The organism is Stenotrophomonas sp. SMYL8 (genome assembly GCF_036320065.1).
GTDB lineage: Bacteria > Pseudomonadota > Gammaproteobacteria > Xanthomonadales > Xanthomonadaceae > Stenotrophomonas > Stenotrophomonas maltophilia_A.
In genome coordinates, this window is sequence record NZ_JAWIRR010000016.1 from 51,957 (window position 1) to 70,344 (window position 18,388).

Consider the following 18,388-nt stretch of genomic DNA (forward strand, 5'->3'; position numbering starts at 1 on the left):
CACCGTTGGAAGTCAGATAGAGCGCTGATTGACGCGCTTGGAAAGCTCATCGGCGCTCTCAACGCGCTCGGAATAGCGATCAACGAGATAGGCTGCGCGTCCTCGTACGAGCCAGGTGAACTTCACTAGCTCCTCGCATACGTCAACGACACGCTGGTAGTAGGCCGATGGCTTCATGCGCCCGGCCTCATCGAACTCCTGGAAGGCTTTGGCCACGGACGACTGGTTCGGGATGGTGACCATTCGCATCCATCGGCCAAGGACACGTAGCTGGTTTACTGCATTGAAGCTCTGCGAGCCGCCGGAAACCTGCATGACGGCCAGAGTCTTGCCCTGTGTCGGTCGCTTGGCACCGTCGGCCAGAGGTATCCAATCGATCTGAGCCTTCATAATGGCGGTCATGGCGCCGTGACGCTCAGGGCTGACCCAGACCATGCCCTCGGACCAGTACGCGAGCTCGCGAAGTTCGCTCACCTTAGGATGATCGGGAGACGCGCCGTCGGGCAATGGCAAGTCGTGCGGATCGAAGATACGCACATCGCAGCCGTACCAGCGTAGAAGCCGACCGACCTCCTCTGCGAGCAGGCGGGAAAAGGAGCGTTCACGCAGTGAGCCGTAGAGGATGAGCATCCGCGGTGGATGGATCGGGTCGCCAAGCCCGATGAGGGCGTCTACGTCGATCGGCGCAAGTTGTGTGGGGTCGATGTTTGGCAGATCTGCCGCAATGCGATCAATCACGGTGACGTCCCGGTTGTAACGATCTCGCCATCTTCCTTGGTAAAGGAAGACACGGGGTTCGCCAGCAGTGCGAGCACTTTCTCAGACGGTCGGCACAATGCAACGCCACGGTCGGAGACCACGATTGGACGGTTGATGAGAATGGGATGAGCCATCATCGCGTCCACCAGCTGGTCGTCGGTGAGGCCAGGGTTGTCCAGGCCCAACTCCTCGTATGGCGTTCCCTTCTTGCGCAGGAGGTCGCGAGGCGTGATGCCCATTGCGGCAATTAGTTCGACAAGTCTCTCGCGCGTCGGCGGTGACTGCAGGTACTCGATGACCTGCGGGTCTTCGCCCGACTGGCGCATCATTTCCAGAACGTTTCTGGACGTGCCGCAGGCCGGATTATGATAGATCGTTAGTGTCATGATGGATCCCTCAAGCAACGTCTGGTCGGGAGAACGAAGTGCCTTCGAGCTGGCCGATTGCGCAGACTTGCGCTGTCAATGCTGCTCGAGACAGCGTATGGAGTGGCAGCGCGACGAAGGCTCGGATGCGGTTTTCCAGGTACATCAGCGCCTTTCGGAAGGCGGCGCGTTGCCACATTTCCCCGTGAGCTTCGCGGATGGGATCCTCGATACCCCAATGCCCCGTCAATGGTCGCCCGGGCCACATTGGGCACGCCTCGCCAGCAGCGTGGTCGCAGACAGTGAAGACAAAATCCATGCGGGGGGCACTTGCCGCGGCAAACTCCTCCCATGCTTTGGACCGCAGGCCTTCGACCGGGTAGTTGGCCTCGTACAGCGTCTCAATCGCCAGCGGGTGGACCTCGCCCTTGGGGTGACTGCCGGCAGAGAACGCGTTGAAACGGCCATCGCCAATACTCCGCAGGGCGCTTTCCGCCAGTATCGATCGCGCAGAATTGCCCGTGCATAGGAACAGGACGTTGAAGGGCTGAGTAAGGCTCATCCGCAGGTCTCCGAGGTACATGGGCGGGCGAGTTTGAAGAGGTCACCGCAAATCTCGGGAGTCCCGGAGCAGCAGTCCTCAGTCAGAAACGCGAGCAGTTGGCGCATGTGCTCATAGCTAGCGGCGTACAGCACGCGCCGCCCGTCTCGCCACGAGCGCAGCAGGCCAGCTCGCTCCAGGGTCGAGAGGTGAAAGCTCATGCGTGGTGGCGCGATCGCGAGAGCTTCCGCAATTTCGCCGGAGGGCATGCCATCCGGGCCAGCACGAACCAGCATCCTGAATGCAGCTAGGCGATCAGACTGGGCGAGCGCAGAGAGTGCGAGGACGGCGGAATCATCTTTCATGCCTAGATCCTACAACTATTCTTGTAGGATGCAAGTGTCTGGCCGGCGATCCCATCTCCGGACGTACCTGTCCGGAATCGAGGTCTGCTGCGAGTCCTGCGAGCTACCGCTCCGCTAAGGCGTTTAGGATTGAGGCGTATAGAGCTGGTGGCCCAGAAGCGCGCACGTGCCGTTATACACAAACGCCACACTCTGCCTCGCCCGGGTAAAGGCCACGTAATACTTAGGTGGCGCCGTAATGCGTGACGCATCTGCAGTGCGCAGGTACTGCGTCAAAGGCCCATTAGGGAAGATGAGGACCCGGCCGTAGGTGCGTCCCTTGGACTGACCGAAGTTCATCGCTGGTAGGCCGTCGCACGCCTGCCGTCGGTCATGCCGCAGCACGGTCGGGGCAAATTCCTGCATGTATGCGGTCACATGATGGGGCGCGACAAGGTAGATGCCATCGTGACCCGTCACCTGATCATTCCCTGATCGAGTCCGAGGCATCTGTGGATAGAGCGCGTCGGCCAGATCACATAGCGCCTGCACGCACCGCAAACTTGTGAGGCGGTGATCGATCTGGCACAAGCCGTGCGACTCCCAAAGCTGGAATAAGGTCGCCAAGTTCGGTCCGCGGAACTGGCTATACCGAGGCGCGTAGTTGGTGGCGTAGGTCGCTTGGCGAGTGTCGCCCACCAGGGTAATGCCGATCGGGCTCCTCAACAGGCGCTCGATCAGATCTAGGTCGTAGCCAGCCAAGTCCTGCACTTCATCGACGTACACTTCGTCGTACATGTCCGCCAAGCGCGAGATGACCTGACCATGAGTTAGCTCATCGCAACGAACGGCGAAATCGGAGGCCCGATCCGAGTACATCCTGTCGCCTGCCAGATAGTGGCGGGAAGTCTGCGAGCGGGGTGCCCGGTTGTTAGTCCGTCCTTCAACGAACTGAATCGATTCAACCCGTGGCTCGCGGCACAGTGCAGCCTGATAAGGTCGAATACACTCGCGTAGCAGAAATCCGTACCAGCTATACAACGTAACATTCGCGGGAACCGCGCCGGCATGGGCCTCGAATGAGCGCCGAATTTCTTCGAGATTCTCCAAGGTATAGGTGAGCATAGCGATGCGGCGCTGTGGTCGCTCCAAGGCCTGGCGGACCAGCAAGGTGGTCTTGCCAGAGCCGGCTGCCGATAGCAGTACCCGGTTAGGCGATAGCACGCTGGACATAGTCCGGGAACCTGATTGAATGAGGGCTGTTGAAAATGGCTAGGGCCGTATCGGTCTTGTGACCTTTCATGTACTTGAGCAACGCCACCTCGTCGGCGAATGACTTGACCAGCACGGTGTTCAGCTCGTCCAATGAGTTGGCTTTAATGAGTTGATCTTCCAACGATGGGGCGCTCTCGTCAGAATCGTAGTAGATGGCATTGGGGAAGTCGGCATATCGCTCTTGCACCAGCGCGATATCACCATCGTTGTCGGTGACGACTCTGGCCTGAATACGCAGGCGCTCCGCAATCTGCAAGAAGCGTTTAAACGCCAGTGATTTGACCGAGATGATGTCCACGCCACGCGCCAATGGCGCTACGCCGTGGTGATCAAAGTAGGCACGTTGCACGATCAGCTCGTCGGACGGGCCCTCCACCAGAATTGCCTGCTTGGCCAGAATCAGTCGCAACGTGTCATGACCAGGAAGCTTCATGAAGTAATCGTGCGTATCATGCGGCAACTGATCCAGTTTCATCTGGCCTTGGGCGCTGAACAGGATCACGTTGTCCACGCCCAGCTTGTTCAGAACGAAGCTGCTGTGGGTTGCGATGACCACCTGCTGCGTCGTGGAGAGCGCTGAAATCTTGTCAATCAGCTGGCTCATGCCAGAGAAGGAGAGGTGGTTCTCCGGCTCTTCGATCAGCAGTACATGCGCCGACCCTGCAGCATGCATAGCCAGCTTCATCTTTACTGCGCTTTGCTCACCCTTGCCAGCTTGGGTGAAAGGAAGCTCATCCAGGTACGGTGACAAGCTTGTTTCCCACGTTGAGCGCGGTGAAGAGTCCACGCCAACCGTCAGTGCTTTGTGACTGATGTCTCCTGTGTGCTGAGTGAGATAAGCATTAATGGCGGCAACGTCGTCCTCTTCCGAGAAGCTTTGCCGCATGCGGCGAAAACTCAAAGATAGCGAAACGCGCTGCGCTGGGGTAAGCGCCTGTTCGATGATGCTGGCGATATAGCGATCGGCTCCGGACAGTGTCTTGATACCGTGGGTGTCGATGATAGTTGAATCGAACGGGATGGTACGAGCGGTGACGCCGTTGTTGGCAAAGGAGTACCAGCGCACCGTGTAGTATTCCACTGGGAGGCTGGTCGCGCCCTGGTATTGCTGTAGGTAGGCGTTGAATTCCTCGCGATAGTCATCGCTAAGCTCGACCAGCAATCGGACGCCTGCACTGTCTAGACCTAATGAGTTGTTGGTGCCGCGCAAAGACGCCAGCGCGGGATCGTTCCCCAAATAGGCTTCAATGGAGATCCTGGGCGGTGACGCAGGCGTTCCTGCGCGCAGAGCCGCTAAGTACTCCCTCACCGTTGGCTGGTGAAAAAGATAGGGTGTGAGCTCGTAGGTGAGGTTGCGACCATACAGCTGCCCAGTTATTACTGCGTGGATCGCTTCCAGCAAGGTGGACTTTCCCACCTCGTTGTCACCAACCACAAGGTTCATGTGCGCATTGAGCTGCAGATTGAGGTGACGAAAAGACTTGAAGTTATCGATAACAATACGTTCGATCGGCATGCTCCGTCCCCAGTGGACTATCCTGTCTCTACAGAACTTTACGCGGCTCTTAAGAACGATGCCAACTGGACTGGATTTGGAAAGAATTTGTTCTGGACAGGCCTGGCGGGCACAGAAGGTAAGCCATCAAAGACTGCAAAATGAACAGGATCCATCGTCTTCGTTCGTCTCACGTATCGGCTATGCGGTTTGGTGGTTGTGACGAGGTGGTGGTTATAGTCCCGACTTTCTTAGTGGTGCTCGGTCACAGACTGCTGGACGTCGTCGGAGCTGTCAGGGAGGCGGCGATTCCCTGGGCCTCTAGATAGTCACGAACAGTGGCAAGGTCGTTGAGTTGACCAGAGCACATGAAGGCCAAGGCCGGGGTCCCCTTGAACGGTGCTGCGCAGTTGGGGCGTCGTAGCCAGCTGTCAGCTTGCTGCTGATCAGGGAAGAGGATGTGCAGTGCCCGGTATATGCCGAGCGCATAGCTGATTCGCTCGAGTGTTTCTGGCCAAAGGCCGTCAGTCACTCCCGCCTCTAGCTGTGCACAAGCAACGTCGATGGGCCTACCCAGGATTGCCGACTGCTCATGAGCGCTTAGTTTCCAAACTTCTGCCATCTTGGTAAACGCGCGCAGAGCAGGTCCTTCCAGGCTGGTGGCGTCACTGGCGATTGGGTAGATCATCCCTCTGGCCTGGGGGAGCAGATGAGTCATGCTACTCCCGTTTCACTCATCGCACCCTTCCGCGATGCGCCGATTGAATAAATAGTTGGCCTACATAGGCGGGCGATGCTCATGTCATCTCGACCGTTCGGTGCGAGGGAGGCCTAACAGCCCCGCCTCGGCCGACGGTCTGGCAGCCGACTGCCTGCCGGCCGCACGTCTGCATTCTATTTCAACGACACGTGGTGGCTGGTAGTGAACAACGTGGTGTGACCCCTTCAGGACCTATAAACACTGAAGGGGACAACAGTGACTACTGGGCCTCTATGCCCTGCCGCAATAGGCCTTATAGGGAAGGCGCCGGCGATGGATTTCACGGCACCATTGGGCTTGGAAGGGGAAATCCATCACAAATGATCCGAGCAGCTCCGCACCGCGACGCTGGGCATTAGCCTGCAACGTTGGATAGATGGCTGGTTCGTCGTGATCAACATGACGTTAGCTGTAGAGGTGATGCATCTGTTGTGCGGTAGTTGATCAGCGATGCTGGCAGACATCTCATGCTGTATGGCCACTCTAAATGAGCAGTAATTTTTCTATCTATATGAAATGAAAGGGAAAAATGCCCTAAATGATGTGGACCGCAGGCACTAGCGCCACTCGGTGGAAGAAGTTGACAGCACCAGGTACAGAGTGCTCGTTCTGCCAGATCCCCAGGCGACTCCCAGCAATCGCAGCCAAAGGGTCGCCCCTTCTTGCCAAAGCGTCGTATGCATGCTTGGACTGGACCAAGCGAACCACTGCTGCGGCGAGGGCCGGCGATAGTGCCCCATCCAATTTCTCAAGAGCCTCAAAGGCGGCGTGAGCGTCGTCCATTGGTAAGCCGCAGGGCCTCTCTAAGCTATGTCCTCTCCGACTCAATGATCGCATCTGTCATCACTTGGGCCTAACTCAATGCGCATCCGGTCGGAGTGGGCATCCTGTCACTGACCAAGAGATGGACCAAGCGACTCTCCTGAAGAGAGCGAGCTCTGGACAGGAGCAAAGGCCCCGTCAGCCAACGTTGACTATCGACCCTGCCGAAATGGCCAGAACGTATCTGCTGCAGGTTTGCAGCAGTGAGCATGCAAGTGGTCGCTTCAGGCCGTGAGTCGAGCTAAGCGAGTGTCCAGGTGTGCGTTTGCACGTCGAGGCAATCGCCAAAGTCTCTTTGCCCCCTAGACGTTCAAGAATACTGCGGTCCATGCCCTACCCATCGAGCCAGGGAGTTACCCCGCACTTGCCGTCACCCTTATTCAGAAAGCGGCAGGTCACCCTTGCACAGAAGAGGGTTGCCGTAAAGCGTCATTGCCAGCGCATCGCGTGGCTCATGACCCATTTGCCGGGCGACCGCCCGGTTTGCATCCGCGTTTGCATCGATCAGTCGGGCGCCCTCATTCCATGCATGAAGAAACGCCGGGAGCCAGTGCGACGGCACACGAGAGTCCAAAGGCCAAGGCGATGCGATGACCGCACGTGTTCCGCGACTGAGAAGCTGCTTCGGTAGTCCCACGGTGGTGTTCGCTGCCGGATGAGCGTTCTGCCGCCCACCGCTGCATACAAAAAGAATCGCCACCCCGACCCTCTCAAGCGCTCGAGCAAGGTCCAATGAGCTGATTCTCAGCGCCGACTCGTCCGACACAACCTGGAAGAAGCGTGCACCGGGATCCAGCCCGCCGTGAGCGGCGACGATCGCCAATTGGGCAGCTCGCAGGCTGGGAGGTGGCTCGGCGCCGGTATCCAGCTGAATCTGATGCTGGACAAAAGTCTCGTTCAGGCGATCAGCCACCCTACACAGCGTACCGTCCTCACCGTCGGATACGGCGGTTGATATCCAAGCTGCCGGTGGTCCGTACTGAAGCGGGCTTGAGGTCGTTGCACCTCGCAGCCACGCCAAGGAAGGGGCCACCGCAATAGAGGCCTGATTACCGACGAACTCTCCTTCAACGACCAATAGCTGCGGGGGAATGCTCTGCAGCCGGGTGTCCATTACAAAAACGGTGCGAGCCCCGATGCTACTGGACAGGCCCAACTCGCGCATACTGGTATGGAACAGATTGGGATCATCACTGTCTATGCCAAAGGCATATGGATATACGATGGACCATGCATCGAGTCCGCGGGCGGAGAACACCCCATCCTCACGATTCACCAGAATCCGTCCGTCCACACCGCTGACGCGGATGAGGCGGTCAGCGCTATCGAGGGCGAGCAACTCCACCTGAAGCCCCTGCTGGGACAAGAGATTGATCGTCTCAGCCGGTTCGTCGAGGGTGGACGGAAGCCAGCGCTGGCCAACTGCGCCAGGCACTAGAATGGCATGATCGGAGGTAGCCTCCACCGCGAACGCAGCCAGCTCTGCGTCGGCGAGCGTCTCTTCCTGGGCAAGTTGAGCTCGGGCCGCGCGAACCAAACGCTGCACATCGAAGCCGACATCGCCCGAATACCGTGCACGTTGAGCAAGCTGCGCATAGGAAACGAGTCGGTCCCTCCCCGGGGCTGCGTTCTCAGCCAGAAGCAATAGATCCTGAGTGATCGCGCCGGCCATTGCGCTGGCCTGCTGTATGATTTCATCAACTGACGAGGGCACTTCCCCGCCAAGCAGCAGAACGCGATCGCGTGATTGGACGAGAAGTAGAAGTACCGTGGTGATCTCATCATCCCTGCGCATGACCTCGCGAAGATTGGCTGATAGTTCACTCAGTAGCGGTATCCAATGCCCCAGCTCTGCTCTCAGAGAATGCAGTTCGCCAAGGCGAACACCGAGCCGCAGTGTCTGCAATCGATGGGCCATGTCCTCCCCAGCCCCCATTCGGGAAATCAGCCCCTCACAGCGCGCCAAGAGCGCGTGAGCGACGTCAAACAGCCCGATGTCGCGCAGGGCTCTTGCCAAGGCAACGCTCTCATAGTACGCCTGCTCCAGCCCGATATCTCCACCGCTCGCGACCGCGCAACCGAAGGAAAGCAGTGCCCTTGGATGGTCCTGCATCCGATGGAACACATCGCCATAGGCATGCCACGCAAGACGAAGTCGATGAGGATCATCATGCGTGGCAGACAAACCCGACTCGACCAGGTCGCGGGCAAGCTGGGCCTGACCGGTAATGACCAGCCGTGTAGCCACCAACCTGAGCAGCTCAAGATCCGCGCTCGAGTTGTCCGCATGCGGCACTACCGCGAACGCGATCATCAACATCTGATTCAGAACGGCGTAATCGTCAGGCTGCTCTTGCTCGACGACATACTGTGCCAGCACCTTGAGCTTTGCCAGTACCTCATCAGCACTCAGCGTAAGTAATTCTATCGGAAGGCGCACCGTCGCCAGGTCCACGACCCCATCTTGGGTGATCCATTCCGTGGCCGAACGGTAGAAGCCCAGCCACTCCTCATCCTGCCACGCCCCCGCCGGCACTGAAGGCCGGTGGAGGGAGGTTTCGGACACCTGCTGGATATCAATGAGTCGGAGAACCGCGTGAGCCAGCAGTGCGATGCCATTCACGCCAGCACTATCAATGGAAAGAAGCTCGTCAAGCCGCTCACGAACCTGCGTATCAGCTGGGTGAGCAGCCAAGTACCTGAGCGCCCACAGGACGGCATCGCTGATGAGTTCACGATGATCCCCTTGTCCAGCGATCAGCAAGCGCTCAATTGTCCAGAGTAGAAGCTGGCTCGAGGCACTTACGCGCCCCGCCACCGGAGACAGGCCGACCACAAGCATTGCCGCCTGAACGGGCAGGTCTCGTCGCATCGCATCAAGTGCGCACGCAAGTACGGTCTCACTGTGAAGATGCTCCCACTCCGTCCCAAGACCTGAAATAGTTGCAGAGTAGTCCGGAACCTCTTGGCGATGAACGCTGGCAAGAATGAGATCGACATAGGCCGTGAGGGGGAGACCTGCAATGTCATTGCACTGGATCGTGCCCCCGTCACGACAGGCGACAAGCATGGCCTGCAGCTGATGCTCTTGTAGCGCCGCCGAATCAGGCTGGTACCGGGCCAACCAGGACAAACAATGACGCGTCACCGTTTCGGACTGTAGCGTTTGTGCCAGGTCAAGGGCATCCTCCATCATCTGAGGATCGTCAAGTTTGGCGGCGCACCCGTTTAGAAACACCGCTGCGCCTACCCTGTCCCCACCAGCAACTGCGATGGCAGCTAATCGAATTCCTACAAACGGAGCAAGACGTTCCGCAGAGGCCCAAAGGGGTTGAAGAAGCTCCGCGGCACGAGACGACCTTCCGCCCTTATGCAGAAGGTCAGCCTTCATTATGAGTTTTGACTGGTTGGACGTGGCTTCAAGAACGTCAACTTCATCCAGGACAGTCAGGACATCCCCTCGCTTGACTCGGGCAACCCATCGCTTGAATCTGAGGATCTCGTCATCAGCTACCGCGGCCTGACCGCCAACCGCCCACACCAGGCAGTCAAGATCCCGGAAGGCATCAATGTTACGCTCCAACTGTGGCGGTGACGCACCCGCATCGATCAGAACACATCTGGGAGCTGATGAACGCTCGATACACGCATCCGCCAGCCAGATCAAGGATGGAATCCAGCGGTCCTCCGGCAGCCCAAATGATGAGCTTATGCTGGCCGCGTCTGGCGCACGATACCTTGACGCGTCGAGGACAATGGCAAAGCTTCCATCAGGAAGGTCTGTAATTAACGCGACCAGCTCAGCGGCATTCAGGGACGTAACGCGGTGAACATGGAGGCGCCCTGACACAGCTTGTGCGTGAACCTCATCGGATCCACCATGGCGCCGAGCCATGTCATTCATCACGTCTTGATGGATCGTATCCGGAACATCAGGGGGCAATAGAACACAGACCTGACTGAATGCAGCCTCCCCCGAGTCGACCGTGGAGATCAGCATCAGGTTGACCAGTTTGGCCACCCGCTCCGCGCGGCCAGTGTTAGCCGTCAGTACGATGTTCGTCGGAGCCAGTCCTTGGTCCGCGATCAGCTCTTCCCACGGGAACTCATCCGACTGAAGCATGGCAGACATTCCTTGTCCTCATCCTGAAAGTGGCTTTTAGGAACCAATTCTAGGGCCATCGATCAATAGTCGCCACGGTGGTCCAAGGATTCGCACAGACCCAGCGCCCTCTCATCTCAAGCATCAGTTGCTTCTGCGCATAGGTCATATCGACATGTCCGCTCGAGGACTATCAGGCGATCGGAGCAACCCAGCTTTGATGCCACCAGATACTGGAGGACTCCAACTCGCCGGAGCAATGGCAAATACCGTGGAACAACAGTGCGCATTCCTTTTTTTTGACCTGGGAATCCGGCAGCTCCTGACTCATCCTTCGCTACTTGCGAGTTCTCCAAGTTGAGAGCCCTTGAGAACAGCGGTGTACCCGATAATGGCGAGTTTGAATTGTCCGAGACGGTCGAGAAATCAAGTTACGAGCAAGCAGGCCTTCATAAAAAGCATGCAGCCCGATAACCAACGCATATCATGCGAAACCTGAGCCGGCCACCGAGGCCAAGATGCGGCAGGCATGGGCATCGTGATCGCGTTCTCTGAACTCCGAGGCTAAAGTTCAAGCTGTTCACGCCGATAGCGGCGTTTCAGGCCTCGCTGAAGGAGCTTGGAGAGCCAGCCCCCTCTCCTTCCAATGGAGAGGAAGCGGGAGCAAGCCGTCCTTTGGAGTAGTCCATCAAGCTCCTCAACCCGCCCCGGCAGAGAGGACGCCCCATTTGGAGTCATCGGAACAATGAGCGTCTCAACGTCCTACCGCCTGGAAGCCCAGAAACTCCTTGCTGACGGGAAGAGGATCAGCCTCTTCACCAGCCACCCGGGCACGCTGGGAGCATATCGGGAAGCGAGTCTGCGAGAGTTCCTCAAGCAGCATCTCCCATCACGCTTCCTGGTTACCAGCGGATTCGTGACCGATCATGATCGAGAGCAAGACAATCAGGTTGATCGATCCTCGCGTCAGATCGACTGCCTCGCGCATGACAAGCAGGACTTTACCCCGCTGTTACGCGCCGATGAATTTTCGATCGTTAGGCCTGAATCCGTTGCTGCGATCATTGAGGTCAAGAGCTCTCTAGAAATAGTGAGAGAAACCGTCCGGATGAGTACCAGCCCATCGTTTCTCACCCCCAAGGGGCGACACTACCGCTGGGCGGGCAGCCTGGTCGAGGCCCTTGAGAACATCAAATCTGCGGTCGACGTGATGGAAGCTGCATCCATCCGCCGCAATACGTACTTTGCGGGAGTAATCGCATATTCTGCGCGCGCCCTCCGAAAGCTGCCTGAAGCGATGAACTCCGGCGAACTGTTCAAGCAGCTTGGGATTGAGGAAATTGAACAGTTGCCCGACTGCATCTGTGTTCTAGACGGCCCCGCCTGGTCCTTCTCATGCGTTGCCGGAACGGATCCGAACGTCCACGGCGATGTGACCACCGACCCTAACTCCTCCTACGCCATTGAATCTCCACGGGACGGCGAGGGAAGCGCACTTCAGATCTTTAGCGCCTATCTGCATCACGCGGTTGCGGTGAATCGGCTACAGCAGCCGCACATGGTCGGAGGGGCGCACTCCGCTGCAGGCTATAGCGCGCAGGAACAGCACTACAGGATCCCCGTCTCATCCAAGCGAATGTTAGGTTCGACTTAAGAGCACTACGTACAGCAATGCGCACCACACCTCGAACAGATCGACCGTGCGTAGCTTGGTCTTCTTGCGCGCACCGCTCTTTCAGTGTCCGGATCCCTTCCTGCAAGGCGCCGATAAGAGCCGGCAGCCGATTCTGATCGGTCCGAACCGAGGCTCTACTACTCAGTAGCGTGCATTGCGACCCGCGGAGCTGCCGTGACCTCTCAAAAGAGACCACTTCCAGGTCACTGCTCGCTATTCTCTCTCTTCTTCTTTTCACCTTTCCGGCGACCAGAACGGTTCACCTCAGGCAACGGCTTGTCCAATGCAAGCAAGTCCATACGAACGTTGTTCGCGTAGGCGTTGTATTGCCATCGACGAAACTGATCAAGAAGCAGATTGTTGGTGTCCCCTAACCGTTTAACCTGCGCTTCCAAGTCAGTGATGCGGCGGATAGCGGCGTCCAACGTGAAATCTCTCGGGAGCGCATCTCTCGCCTCACGCAAATCCTTTTGACGCTGCTGAAACCGCTCCTTGACGGCAGGATAAAGGTACATCGTGTGCTTCGAGATCGAAGGCACGTCCAGCACCTTTGCGGCGCGCTCGCAGAATAGCGGCCAAGTGAGCTTGCCGTCCCAGCGATCCAGCTCACGCATTATCTTTGGCAGCGTTGCCTTGGTGATGATCTTCTTTGGCATGGCGGGTCAGGTAAGAGCCAAGGCAATCATTTTCGGACCAAGCGCATCCATGGAGGGCACTTCGACAACGCCAAGATCCATGAGAGCACGGCGAACCGGAGAAGGATCGTGCCCATCCGGAATCCTGAGGACCGCTCCCTCCAGAACATTGGGATGCTCCAATGCGATCCTCATTGCCTTGACGTGCGCGAGCTTCCACTTGTGATTGTCCACCCAGCGGTCGGCACCAAAGTCGCCATCCTCATGAGCTTTCATGGCCTGCTGGAGCAGTTTTTCCGTCTGCGCCTCCAAGAGGCGAATCCGGTCTAGCGCAACGTGATCACCCTTGATGCAAACATGCTCCTTGCAGGTCATGCATTCGCGCTGTTTCTGGCACGGTGCCATGGCGTAGTCGTGCACGCACATGCCATAGAGCGTGGCTTTGGCCGTTCCCAGCCGATCAGTCCCAAGTTCCTGATACGTCACCGGCTGACGCTGCTTGATGCGCTCGAGCAATGGGGCAGGCTGCATCGGAAGCAGCCCACGGGCAGCCTCTAGGCGTTCCTCCGGCGAGCGATGGTCGTAATGACGGTTGTCGGAAACCTTTGCGCGACCGGCCCAGCGCGCCAGGCTGTAGTCGTCCATGCCCGCCCGTTCTGACATCGTGCTGAGCCAATGACGGAGCTGGTGCGATGTCAACGTGATGCGCGTGCCATCCAAATTCCGCAGGCCCATACGGTCAAAGAGAGATTCGCCGTGGCCGCTGCCAGCGCCCAAGCGCTTATTCACCTCGTTAGCGTTTGGAATCCGCCATGAGTCAGGCCTAATTTCCTTCTCGCGACTGAATTCATTCTCTCGATGCAGGCACAGAGCACTCCAGGTCGTCAGCACCCTCTTCTCATCAAGGAAGGGCCAGTAGAAGCCGCCAAATTCTTTGATGAGATTGGACGTGCCGACATCTTCAGACGAAGACGTGGAGCCTTCGAACGCCGCCCTGACTAACTCACGTGCAGGAGCACCGATTTCGATCAGGCGCCGGACGGCCTCTTTCACGACGTCATGCATGACAGGCACGACCCACTTCCTCGTCGCTCCTTTGCCCTTGGCCGCATTCCAACGCAGGAACATCTGAAGATTACCGTCGTCATCTTCCTCCCACTGGATGCAGTCAATAGGAAGCTTCAGCACTTCGGAGACGCGGCCTGGCGCGGCCATAAGCAGGATGAAGATTGATGAGTAAAACTGACTCTCCCGATCGTCGGCCTGGGCAAACACGTCAGCAACTGCGAGCATTGCCTCATTGGTGGGAAGCTTTTCCATGCGATGGGCCTGTCCCGCTTCGCCGAGATCCTCGGTCAGGATCACCGGCTTCTTGAAAGGAGACTTCCAAGCCGGCAACGACGGGACAAGGCTCTTCTCACGTAAGAAGTCGAATACAGCTTGAAGTTGGAGCCCGGTTTTGTGGTGCACGTCCTCGCTGGAGTAGAACTCCTTGCACTTGTTGGCGCAAACGTCCATTACCGCACCACTCAGGAGTCCGACATCTCCTCGGCCGCAAGCCGCCAGCAATCCTGCCTCCACGCAGCGAAGTGCTTGGAGCATCATTGCCAAGCTCTTGACTGGCCTGTGGCTATATCTGTATCGAATGTATGCCTTTGCGAACTGCATGAATGGTTCGACGAAGGGCGTGAAAGAGTATGAGTTCAGAGGTGCTGTTTTCGTCGCGAAGACGACTATGGTCTCGTTTTGCTGCCACTTGTCGCGATCCCAAGCGCCACCATTCGCGAAGGCAGTCAGACCCTCTTTTGCCAAGCGTATGAAGTCGGCAAGGTTTCCGCTGGCTTCGCGCTCAGCGCGGGGAACGAACTGGACGACATCACCCATGGGTGCCCGCCTCCAACAGATTCGCGTCGAGCATCTGAGCCCTCGCATCCTTGCACATCGAAACACAGTGCTCGACAGCAAGGATCAGTTGGTCATTAGCATTAACAATGACGTTGGAACAGCCTGCCTCCCGGGTGCGCTCCTTCTCGGCATATAGGTCCACCAGCACCTCTTCATGCGGCCCGTCGACCCACGGCTGGAAGTGAAAGCATGTGTAGCAGGCTCGGTAGCCGCTAGCGCAGAATCCATAGTTACCGCAGGTCCCCACCGCGTGTTGACGATCATTCGGCACACGGCTCCGCGGATCGTCACCGCGAACTGCCTTACGTTCAGAGTGGACAAGCTTGCCGAGGCAGGCTTGCGCGAAGGGAGCGAGTCGAGCACCCACTAGCTCATTGATGACTACCGCCTCTTGAGCGGTGTTCTCCGTGTACACGTGGACGTTCTGGGTGTCGGAATGATCCAGCAACTCGGCGATGATGAATGCACCGAATCCCTCTCGGCGAAGCTTCGTGCCTCGCGTGTGTCGGAATCGCAGTGCGGAAAAACGAATAAACTCACCAGTACGCTCCGAGTGCGCAGTCGACGCCTTCGCGCAACGCTGTAGAGCGGAATCGAGCGAGTCAATTTTTGCATGCAGTTGATCTGGCGCGCCACCCATCAGATAGTCGGTGAGCTCGTCTAAATTTCCAACATCCTCAAGCTTCTTGCGATTGAGAAAGATCGGCACCTCACCTACCAAGGCAGGATCAACCGTCCCCCCAATCGCCTCGAAAACTGCGGCGACGGACTGTCGATGCTGCTGCCGAAGCACCAAATATAGGTCTTCAAGGATGGCAAGAGACCGGTAGGCACCTCGAAAAGCGATGCCACGTTGCTTGGCTCGCGGAATGTTGAGCCTAAACATGGGCGCGCCTTCACCTGTTTCACGAACGAGATCCCGCCCCCTGAGAGCAGCGATCTGGACGGGACGGCGCGCGGTCATCGCCAAGGTGAGCAGATATGCGTAGTCCTCGAATGCAATGTCCTTTCGTGCTACCGCGAGGTTCGCCCAATCCAGGAGCGCAGCCATCTCGAGGTCGGTGTAGGGCCCATTCTCGGGGCAACCACTAGCAACGGCCGCCCCCTTTTCGTTCCCCTTTATTCGCCAGCTTTGGAGGAGATCAACGACTTCGCTGGTGACGCCGTCAAATCCGTAGTCGTGCCAGGCAAGCAGGAAGCCCTTCAGGCCGCCTAACTGATATTGCTCGTCTGCCGCAAGGCTGGCGCGCCAGTTGATGAGGTCAACCACGGTCACCCGCGACGCTCCTGTATCCCGCAGGTATCGCTTGAAACGCGTCTCCATATTTCGCGCATGACGAGCGGATGCCTCTTCCGCATAGCGCAACAGCGTGGCGCGAAAGCCAGCCTCGGTTCTAGCTTCAACCACCCCCGGCAGCGCTAGTGAAATCTGCACGTCCTTGTTTAATTGCCAATGTTTATCCGAAGGCTTGAAGGGATAACCATCCTTAGACACTGTCTGAGCGGTCGACTTTCCCTCGACATCGACCTGCTTTGGATTAGCGCGGATCACCACCGCCCCCCTTGGAGTTATCGCTACGCTTGGGATGAGCGGCCTGCACCTGACGAGCAGCCTTGTCGCTGGCTTCACGAATGTGGCGCCGGTTGTACGTCGCTCCCGATGCCTTGCTGCGATGACCATTCAGGAAAGCACGAACATCCAGCTCCCTAGCCTCGCTGAACGGCAATGCCTCAGCATCTTCACCCGACCGGATCTTGGCGTTGTGCTTGTCAATGTTGACGGAAAGCTCGTAATTGAAATGGTGTCGAAAGGCGTGGGGATGGATCGCCTCAAAGGCGGGGTCCACCGCGCGCATCCGCGAAAAGATCTGGCTACTCAGAGCTGAGGTGGAGAGTGGCTTGCCCCATGTATCGCCCTTCCTGTGCGAGACAAGTAGATACGGATGCCTTCTGGCGGGGCCGATCCTGGAACGGACATTCAGCATGTAACGGTCGATCTGATTGGCGAGCGCCTCAGGTATCGGTAATGGCCGCTCCTTGGTCTTCGTTACCGGCTGATAGGGTCGCGGGTCATGCTTATCATCCTGATTGCGCCGAACCCAGACGTGCGGCTCATGGCCCAAGTCGAACTGGTCGAGTCGCAAGCTCAATAGCTCTCCTCGTCGCATTCCGGTGTGTCTTAGCAGCCCGAAGATGATGGCATTGCGGAGCTGGACTTCCGGATGCCGGAACGGATTGCGCGGATCACCCTCAGTGCCTATCGCCATGAATCGCTCGACCAACTCGGAGGGTGGCGAGCGCAGATCCAAATCGTCATCCCTCTGTTTTGCCAACCCGCGCGGTCGGTGCTTGCGAATGGTTCTAGCCATCCGCGCAATTTCTTGAGCGGTTCGAGACGAGTTCTGGTGCTGTGTAACGACCGAAGCCGTAAATTCCAGATAGTCGGCAAACGTGCTGATACGGTTGAAATGCTGTTGCCCACCAATGGTGGCCAGCACCTGATTTGAGGCAACTCGCGCCTCGAGAAAATCGATGACGACGCTTCGTTTCTTGTCACCTTCTCCCACTGAACTCAACTCCCGCATGTCGAGCTTGGCGAAATCTCGAAGCGAGACTATGTCTGAAACTGTGAGAAGGCGCCCGCTGCGGAACTCGGTGATCAGGTCTCGGCCATTGGCCTGCTCCCAGCGCAGAAGTACAACGATGTCGGCAAGCTTGTTTCGGATCGTGTTGACGGCTGCCCCGGCATTCCGAAGCTGGGAAGTAGCAAACAGGGTCGGGTAGAACAAAGGCACGCCCTGCTCGTCGTGGAGCATTGGAACTCGTTCTCCTTCGCCAAGCACATGAACTGACAGCATGGCCATCACTGTTCTTCTACTGTTTTGACATATGTACAACTGTATATGAAATTTTCGACTACGCAAGTCAGCGTAGAAAAAAGAAAAGCCCTGTAAAAACAGGGCCTTCCTCGAAGCTATATCACCACTATTGATCTAGTATTCGCTAGAACGGAATATCGTCGTCAGCGAAGTCGTCCATCGGCGGCGCCTGCTGCGGCTGCGGGCGCTGGTTGCCACCCTGGTTGCCGTAACCGCCGCCCTGGCCGCCGCGCTGGCCACCGCCACCGCCGCCGTACTCCTGGCGCGGCGCCTGCTGGCGCTGCGGGCGATCGCCGCCGTAGTTGCCGCCACCGCCGCCACCGCCGCCTTCACCACGGCCGCCCAGCATCTGCATTTCATCGGCAACGATGTCGGTGGAGTACTTCTCCACGCCGTCCTGGCCGGTGTACTTGTCGTAGCGCAGGCTGCCTTCGACGTAGACCGAGCTGCCCTTGCGCAGGTACTCGCCGGCGATCTCGCCGAGCTTGCCGAAGAACACCACGCGGTGCCATTCGGTACGTTCCTGCTGGTTGCCATCCTTGTCCTTGCGGACGCTGGTGGTGGCCAGGCTGATGCGGGTGATCGCCATGCCGCTCTGGGTGTACTTCACGTCCGGGTCGTTGCCGAGGTTGCCGACCAGGATGACTTTGTTGATGCCGCGCGCCATAGGTAAGTGATTCCATTGTCCGGGGGCTGGTGCCTGTCATAGCACACAGCCGGAGTTGCCGATACCCGGCCGCCCATGGGTGGGCACTGCCAGAAACCCGGCATTCTATCATCGAGCCCCGGCCCACCGGGCTTGCCTCTACTCCGCCGACCGCCAGCGTGGCG

14 protein-coding genes are annotated in these 18,388 nt (G+C 58.0%); 1 reads left to right on the forward strand and 13 read right to left on the reverse strand.

Features of this window, described 5'->3' with window-relative positions:
* Nucleotides 1-12: 12 nt before the first annotated feature.
* The 8 genes from arsH to V3B25_RS13825 form a co-directional block, all read right to left on the reverse strand.
* Nucleotides 13-738 (reverse strand): arsenical resistance protein ArsH, encoded by a 726-nt coding sequence (arsH, locus tag V3B25_RS13790; protein WP_005411450.1) that lies wholly within the window; start codon nucleotides 736-738, stop codon nucleotides 13-15.
* Entirely contained in the window at nucleotides 735-1,148 is a 414-nt protein-coding gene (arsC, locus tag V3B25_RS13795) for an arsenate reductase (glutaredoxin) (protein ID WP_338322621.1), read from the reverse strand. Before arsC ends, arsH begins: the two co-directional genes overlap by 4 nt.
* A 7-nt stretch (nucleotides 1,149-1,155) precedes the next feature.
* Nucleotides 1,156-1,686: an arsenate reductase ArsC gene (locus V3B25_RS13800; protein WP_197599785.1), complete on the reverse strand. Its 531-nt coding sequence runs from the start codon at nucleotides 1,684-1,686 to the stop codon at nucleotides 1,156-1,158.
* Nucleotides 1,683-2,030, reverse strand: coding sequence for a metalloregulator ArsR/SmtB family transcription factor (locus tag V3B25_RS13805; RefSeq protein WP_099484974.1), 348 nt, complete (start codon nucleotides 2,028-2,030; stop codon nucleotides 1,683-1,685). Before V3B25_RS13805 ends, V3B25_RS13800 begins: the two co-directional genes overlap by 4 nt.
* Before the next feature lie 123 nt (nucleotides 2,031-2,153).
* Nucleotides 2,154-3,242 carry a UvrD-helicase domain-containing protein gene (locus V3B25_RS13810; protein WP_197599786.1) on the reverse strand — a complete coding sequence of 363 codons (1,089 nt, stop codon included), beginning with the start codon at nucleotides 3,240-3,242 and terminating at the stop codon, nucleotides 2,154-2,156.
* Nucleotides 3,220-4,800, reverse strand: a complete 1,581-nt coding sequence (locus tag V3B25_RS13815) for an AAA family ATPase (protein WP_197599787.1) — start codon at nucleotides 4,798-4,800, stop codon at nucleotides 3,220-3,222. The genes V3B25_RS13810 and V3B25_RS13815 overlap by 23 nt, the downstream gene beginning before the upstream one ends.
* A 244-nt stretch (nucleotides 4,801-5,044) precedes the next feature.
* The gene (locus V3B25_RS13820; RefSeq protein WP_231347516.1) at nucleotides 5,045-5,497 is read right to left on the reverse strand and encodes an antitoxin Xre/MbcA/ParS toxin-binding domain-containing protein; all 453 of its coding nucleotides are present in this window, start codon (nucleotides 5,495-5,497) and stop codon (nucleotides 5,045-5,047) included.
* Nucleotides 5,498-6,737: 1,240 nt separating this feature from the next.
* Nucleotides 6,738-10,484 carry a CHAT domain-containing protein gene (locus V3B25_RS13825; protein WP_329810825.1) on the reverse strand — a complete coding sequence of 1,249 codons (3,747 nt, stop codon included), beginning with the start codon at nucleotides 10,482-10,484 and terminating at the stop codon, nucleotides 6,738-6,740.
* Between the two features lie 724 nt (nucleotides 10,485-11,208).
* On the opposite strand from V3B25_RS13825, the gene V3B25_RS13830 reads away from it, so the two are divergent.
* A complete protein-coding gene (locus V3B25_RS13830; RefSeq protein ID WP_099484968.1) occupies nucleotides 11,209-12,117 on the forward strand; it encodes a DUF6602 domain-containing protein in 909 nt (302 codons plus the stop codon).
* A gap of 224 nt (nucleotides 12,118-12,341) precedes the next feature.
* Here V3B25_RS13830 and V3B25_RS13835 read toward each other — a convergent pair whose 3' ends face one another.
* The 5 genes from V3B25_RS13835 to V3B25_RS13855 all read right to left on the reverse strand — a co-directional run bounded on the left by V3B25_RS13835 (nucleotide 12,342) and on the right by V3B25_RS13855 (nucleotide 18,224).
* Nucleotides 12,342-12,794: a hypothetical protein gene (locus V3B25_RS13835; RefSeq protein ID WP_197599789.1), complete on the reverse strand. Its 453-nt coding sequence runs from the start codon at nucleotides 12,792-12,794 to the stop codon at nucleotides 12,342-12,344.
* A gap of 6 nt (nucleotides 12,795-12,800) precedes the next feature.
* Nucleotides 12,801-14,657: a hypothetical protein gene (locus V3B25_RS13840; RefSeq protein WP_197599790.1), complete on the reverse strand. Its 1,857-nt coding sequence runs from the start codon at nucleotides 14,655-14,657 to the stop codon at nucleotides 12,801-12,803.
* Nucleotides 14,650-16,230 (reverse strand): site-specific integrase, encoded by a 1,581-nt coding sequence (locus V3B25_RS13845; protein WP_148239573.1) that lies wholly within the window; start codon nucleotides 16,228-16,230, stop codon nucleotides 14,650-14,652. Before V3B25_RS13845 ends, V3B25_RS13840 begins: the two co-directional genes overlap by 8 nt.
* Nucleotides 16,217-17,542: a site-specific integrase gene (locus V3B25_RS13850; protein WP_231347519.1), complete on the reverse strand. Its 1,326-nt coding sequence runs from the start codon at nucleotides 17,540-17,542 to the stop codon at nucleotides 16,217-16,219. The genes V3B25_RS13845 and V3B25_RS13850 overlap by 14 nt, the downstream gene beginning before the upstream one ends.
* A 139-nt stretch (nucleotides 17,543-17,681) precedes the next feature.
* Nucleotides 17,682-18,224, reverse strand: a complete 543-nt coding sequence (locus V3B25_RS13855; RefSeq protein WP_279914260.1) for a single-stranded DNA-binding protein — start codon at nucleotides 18,222-18,224, stop codon at nucleotides 17,682-17,684.
* Nucleotides 18,225-18,388 lie beyond the last annotated feature (164 nt).

Bases quoted from the DNA above. Each gene is read 5' to 3' on its own strand.
- V3B25_RS13850 (WP_231347519.1), bottom strand. From the start codon at position 17,542: ATGGCCATGCTGTCAGTTCATGTGCTTGGCGAAGGAGAACGAGTTCCA.
- V3B25_RS13800 (WP_197599785.1), bottom strand. From the start codon at position 1,686: ATGAGCCTTACTCAGCCCTTCAACGTCCTGTTCCTATGCACGGGCAAT.
- V3B25_RS13855 (WP_279914260.1), bottom strand. From the start codon at position 18,224: ATGGCGCGCGGCATCAACAAAGTCATCCTGGTCGGCAACCTCGGCAAC.
- V3B25_RS13825 (WP_329810825.1), bottom strand. From the start codon at position 10,484: ATGCTTCAGTCGGATGAGTTCCCGTGGGAAGAGCTGATCGCGGACCAA.
- V3B25_RS13840 (WP_197599790.1), bottom strand. From the start codon at position 14,657: ATGGGTGATGTCGTCCAGTTCGTTCCCCGCGCTGAGCGCGAAGCCAGC.
- V3B25_RS13815 (WP_197599787.1), bottom strand. From the start codon at position 4,800: ATGCCGATCGAACGTATTGTTATCGATAACTTCAAGTCTTTTCGTCAC.
- V3B25_RS13820 (WP_231347516.1), bottom strand. From the start codon at position 5,497: ATGACTCATCTGCTCCCCCAGGCCAGAGGGATGATCTACCCAATCGCC.
- V3B25_RS13810 (WP_197599786.1), bottom strand. From the start codon at position 3,242: ATGTCCAGCGTGCTATCGCCTAACCGGGTACTGCTATCGGCAGCCGGC.
- V3B25_RS13830 (WP_099484968.1), top strand. From the start codon at position 11,209: ATGAGCGTCTCAACGTCCTACCGCCTGGAAGCCCAGAAACTCCTTGCT.
- V3B25_RS13835 (WP_197599789.1), bottom strand. From the start codon at position 12,794: ATGCCAAAGAAGATCATCACCAAGGCAACGCTGCCAAAGATAATGCGT.
- V3B25_RS13805 (WP_099484974.1), bottom strand. From the start codon at position 2,030: ATGAAAGATGATTCCGCCGTCCTCGCACTCTCTGCGCTCGCCCAGTCT.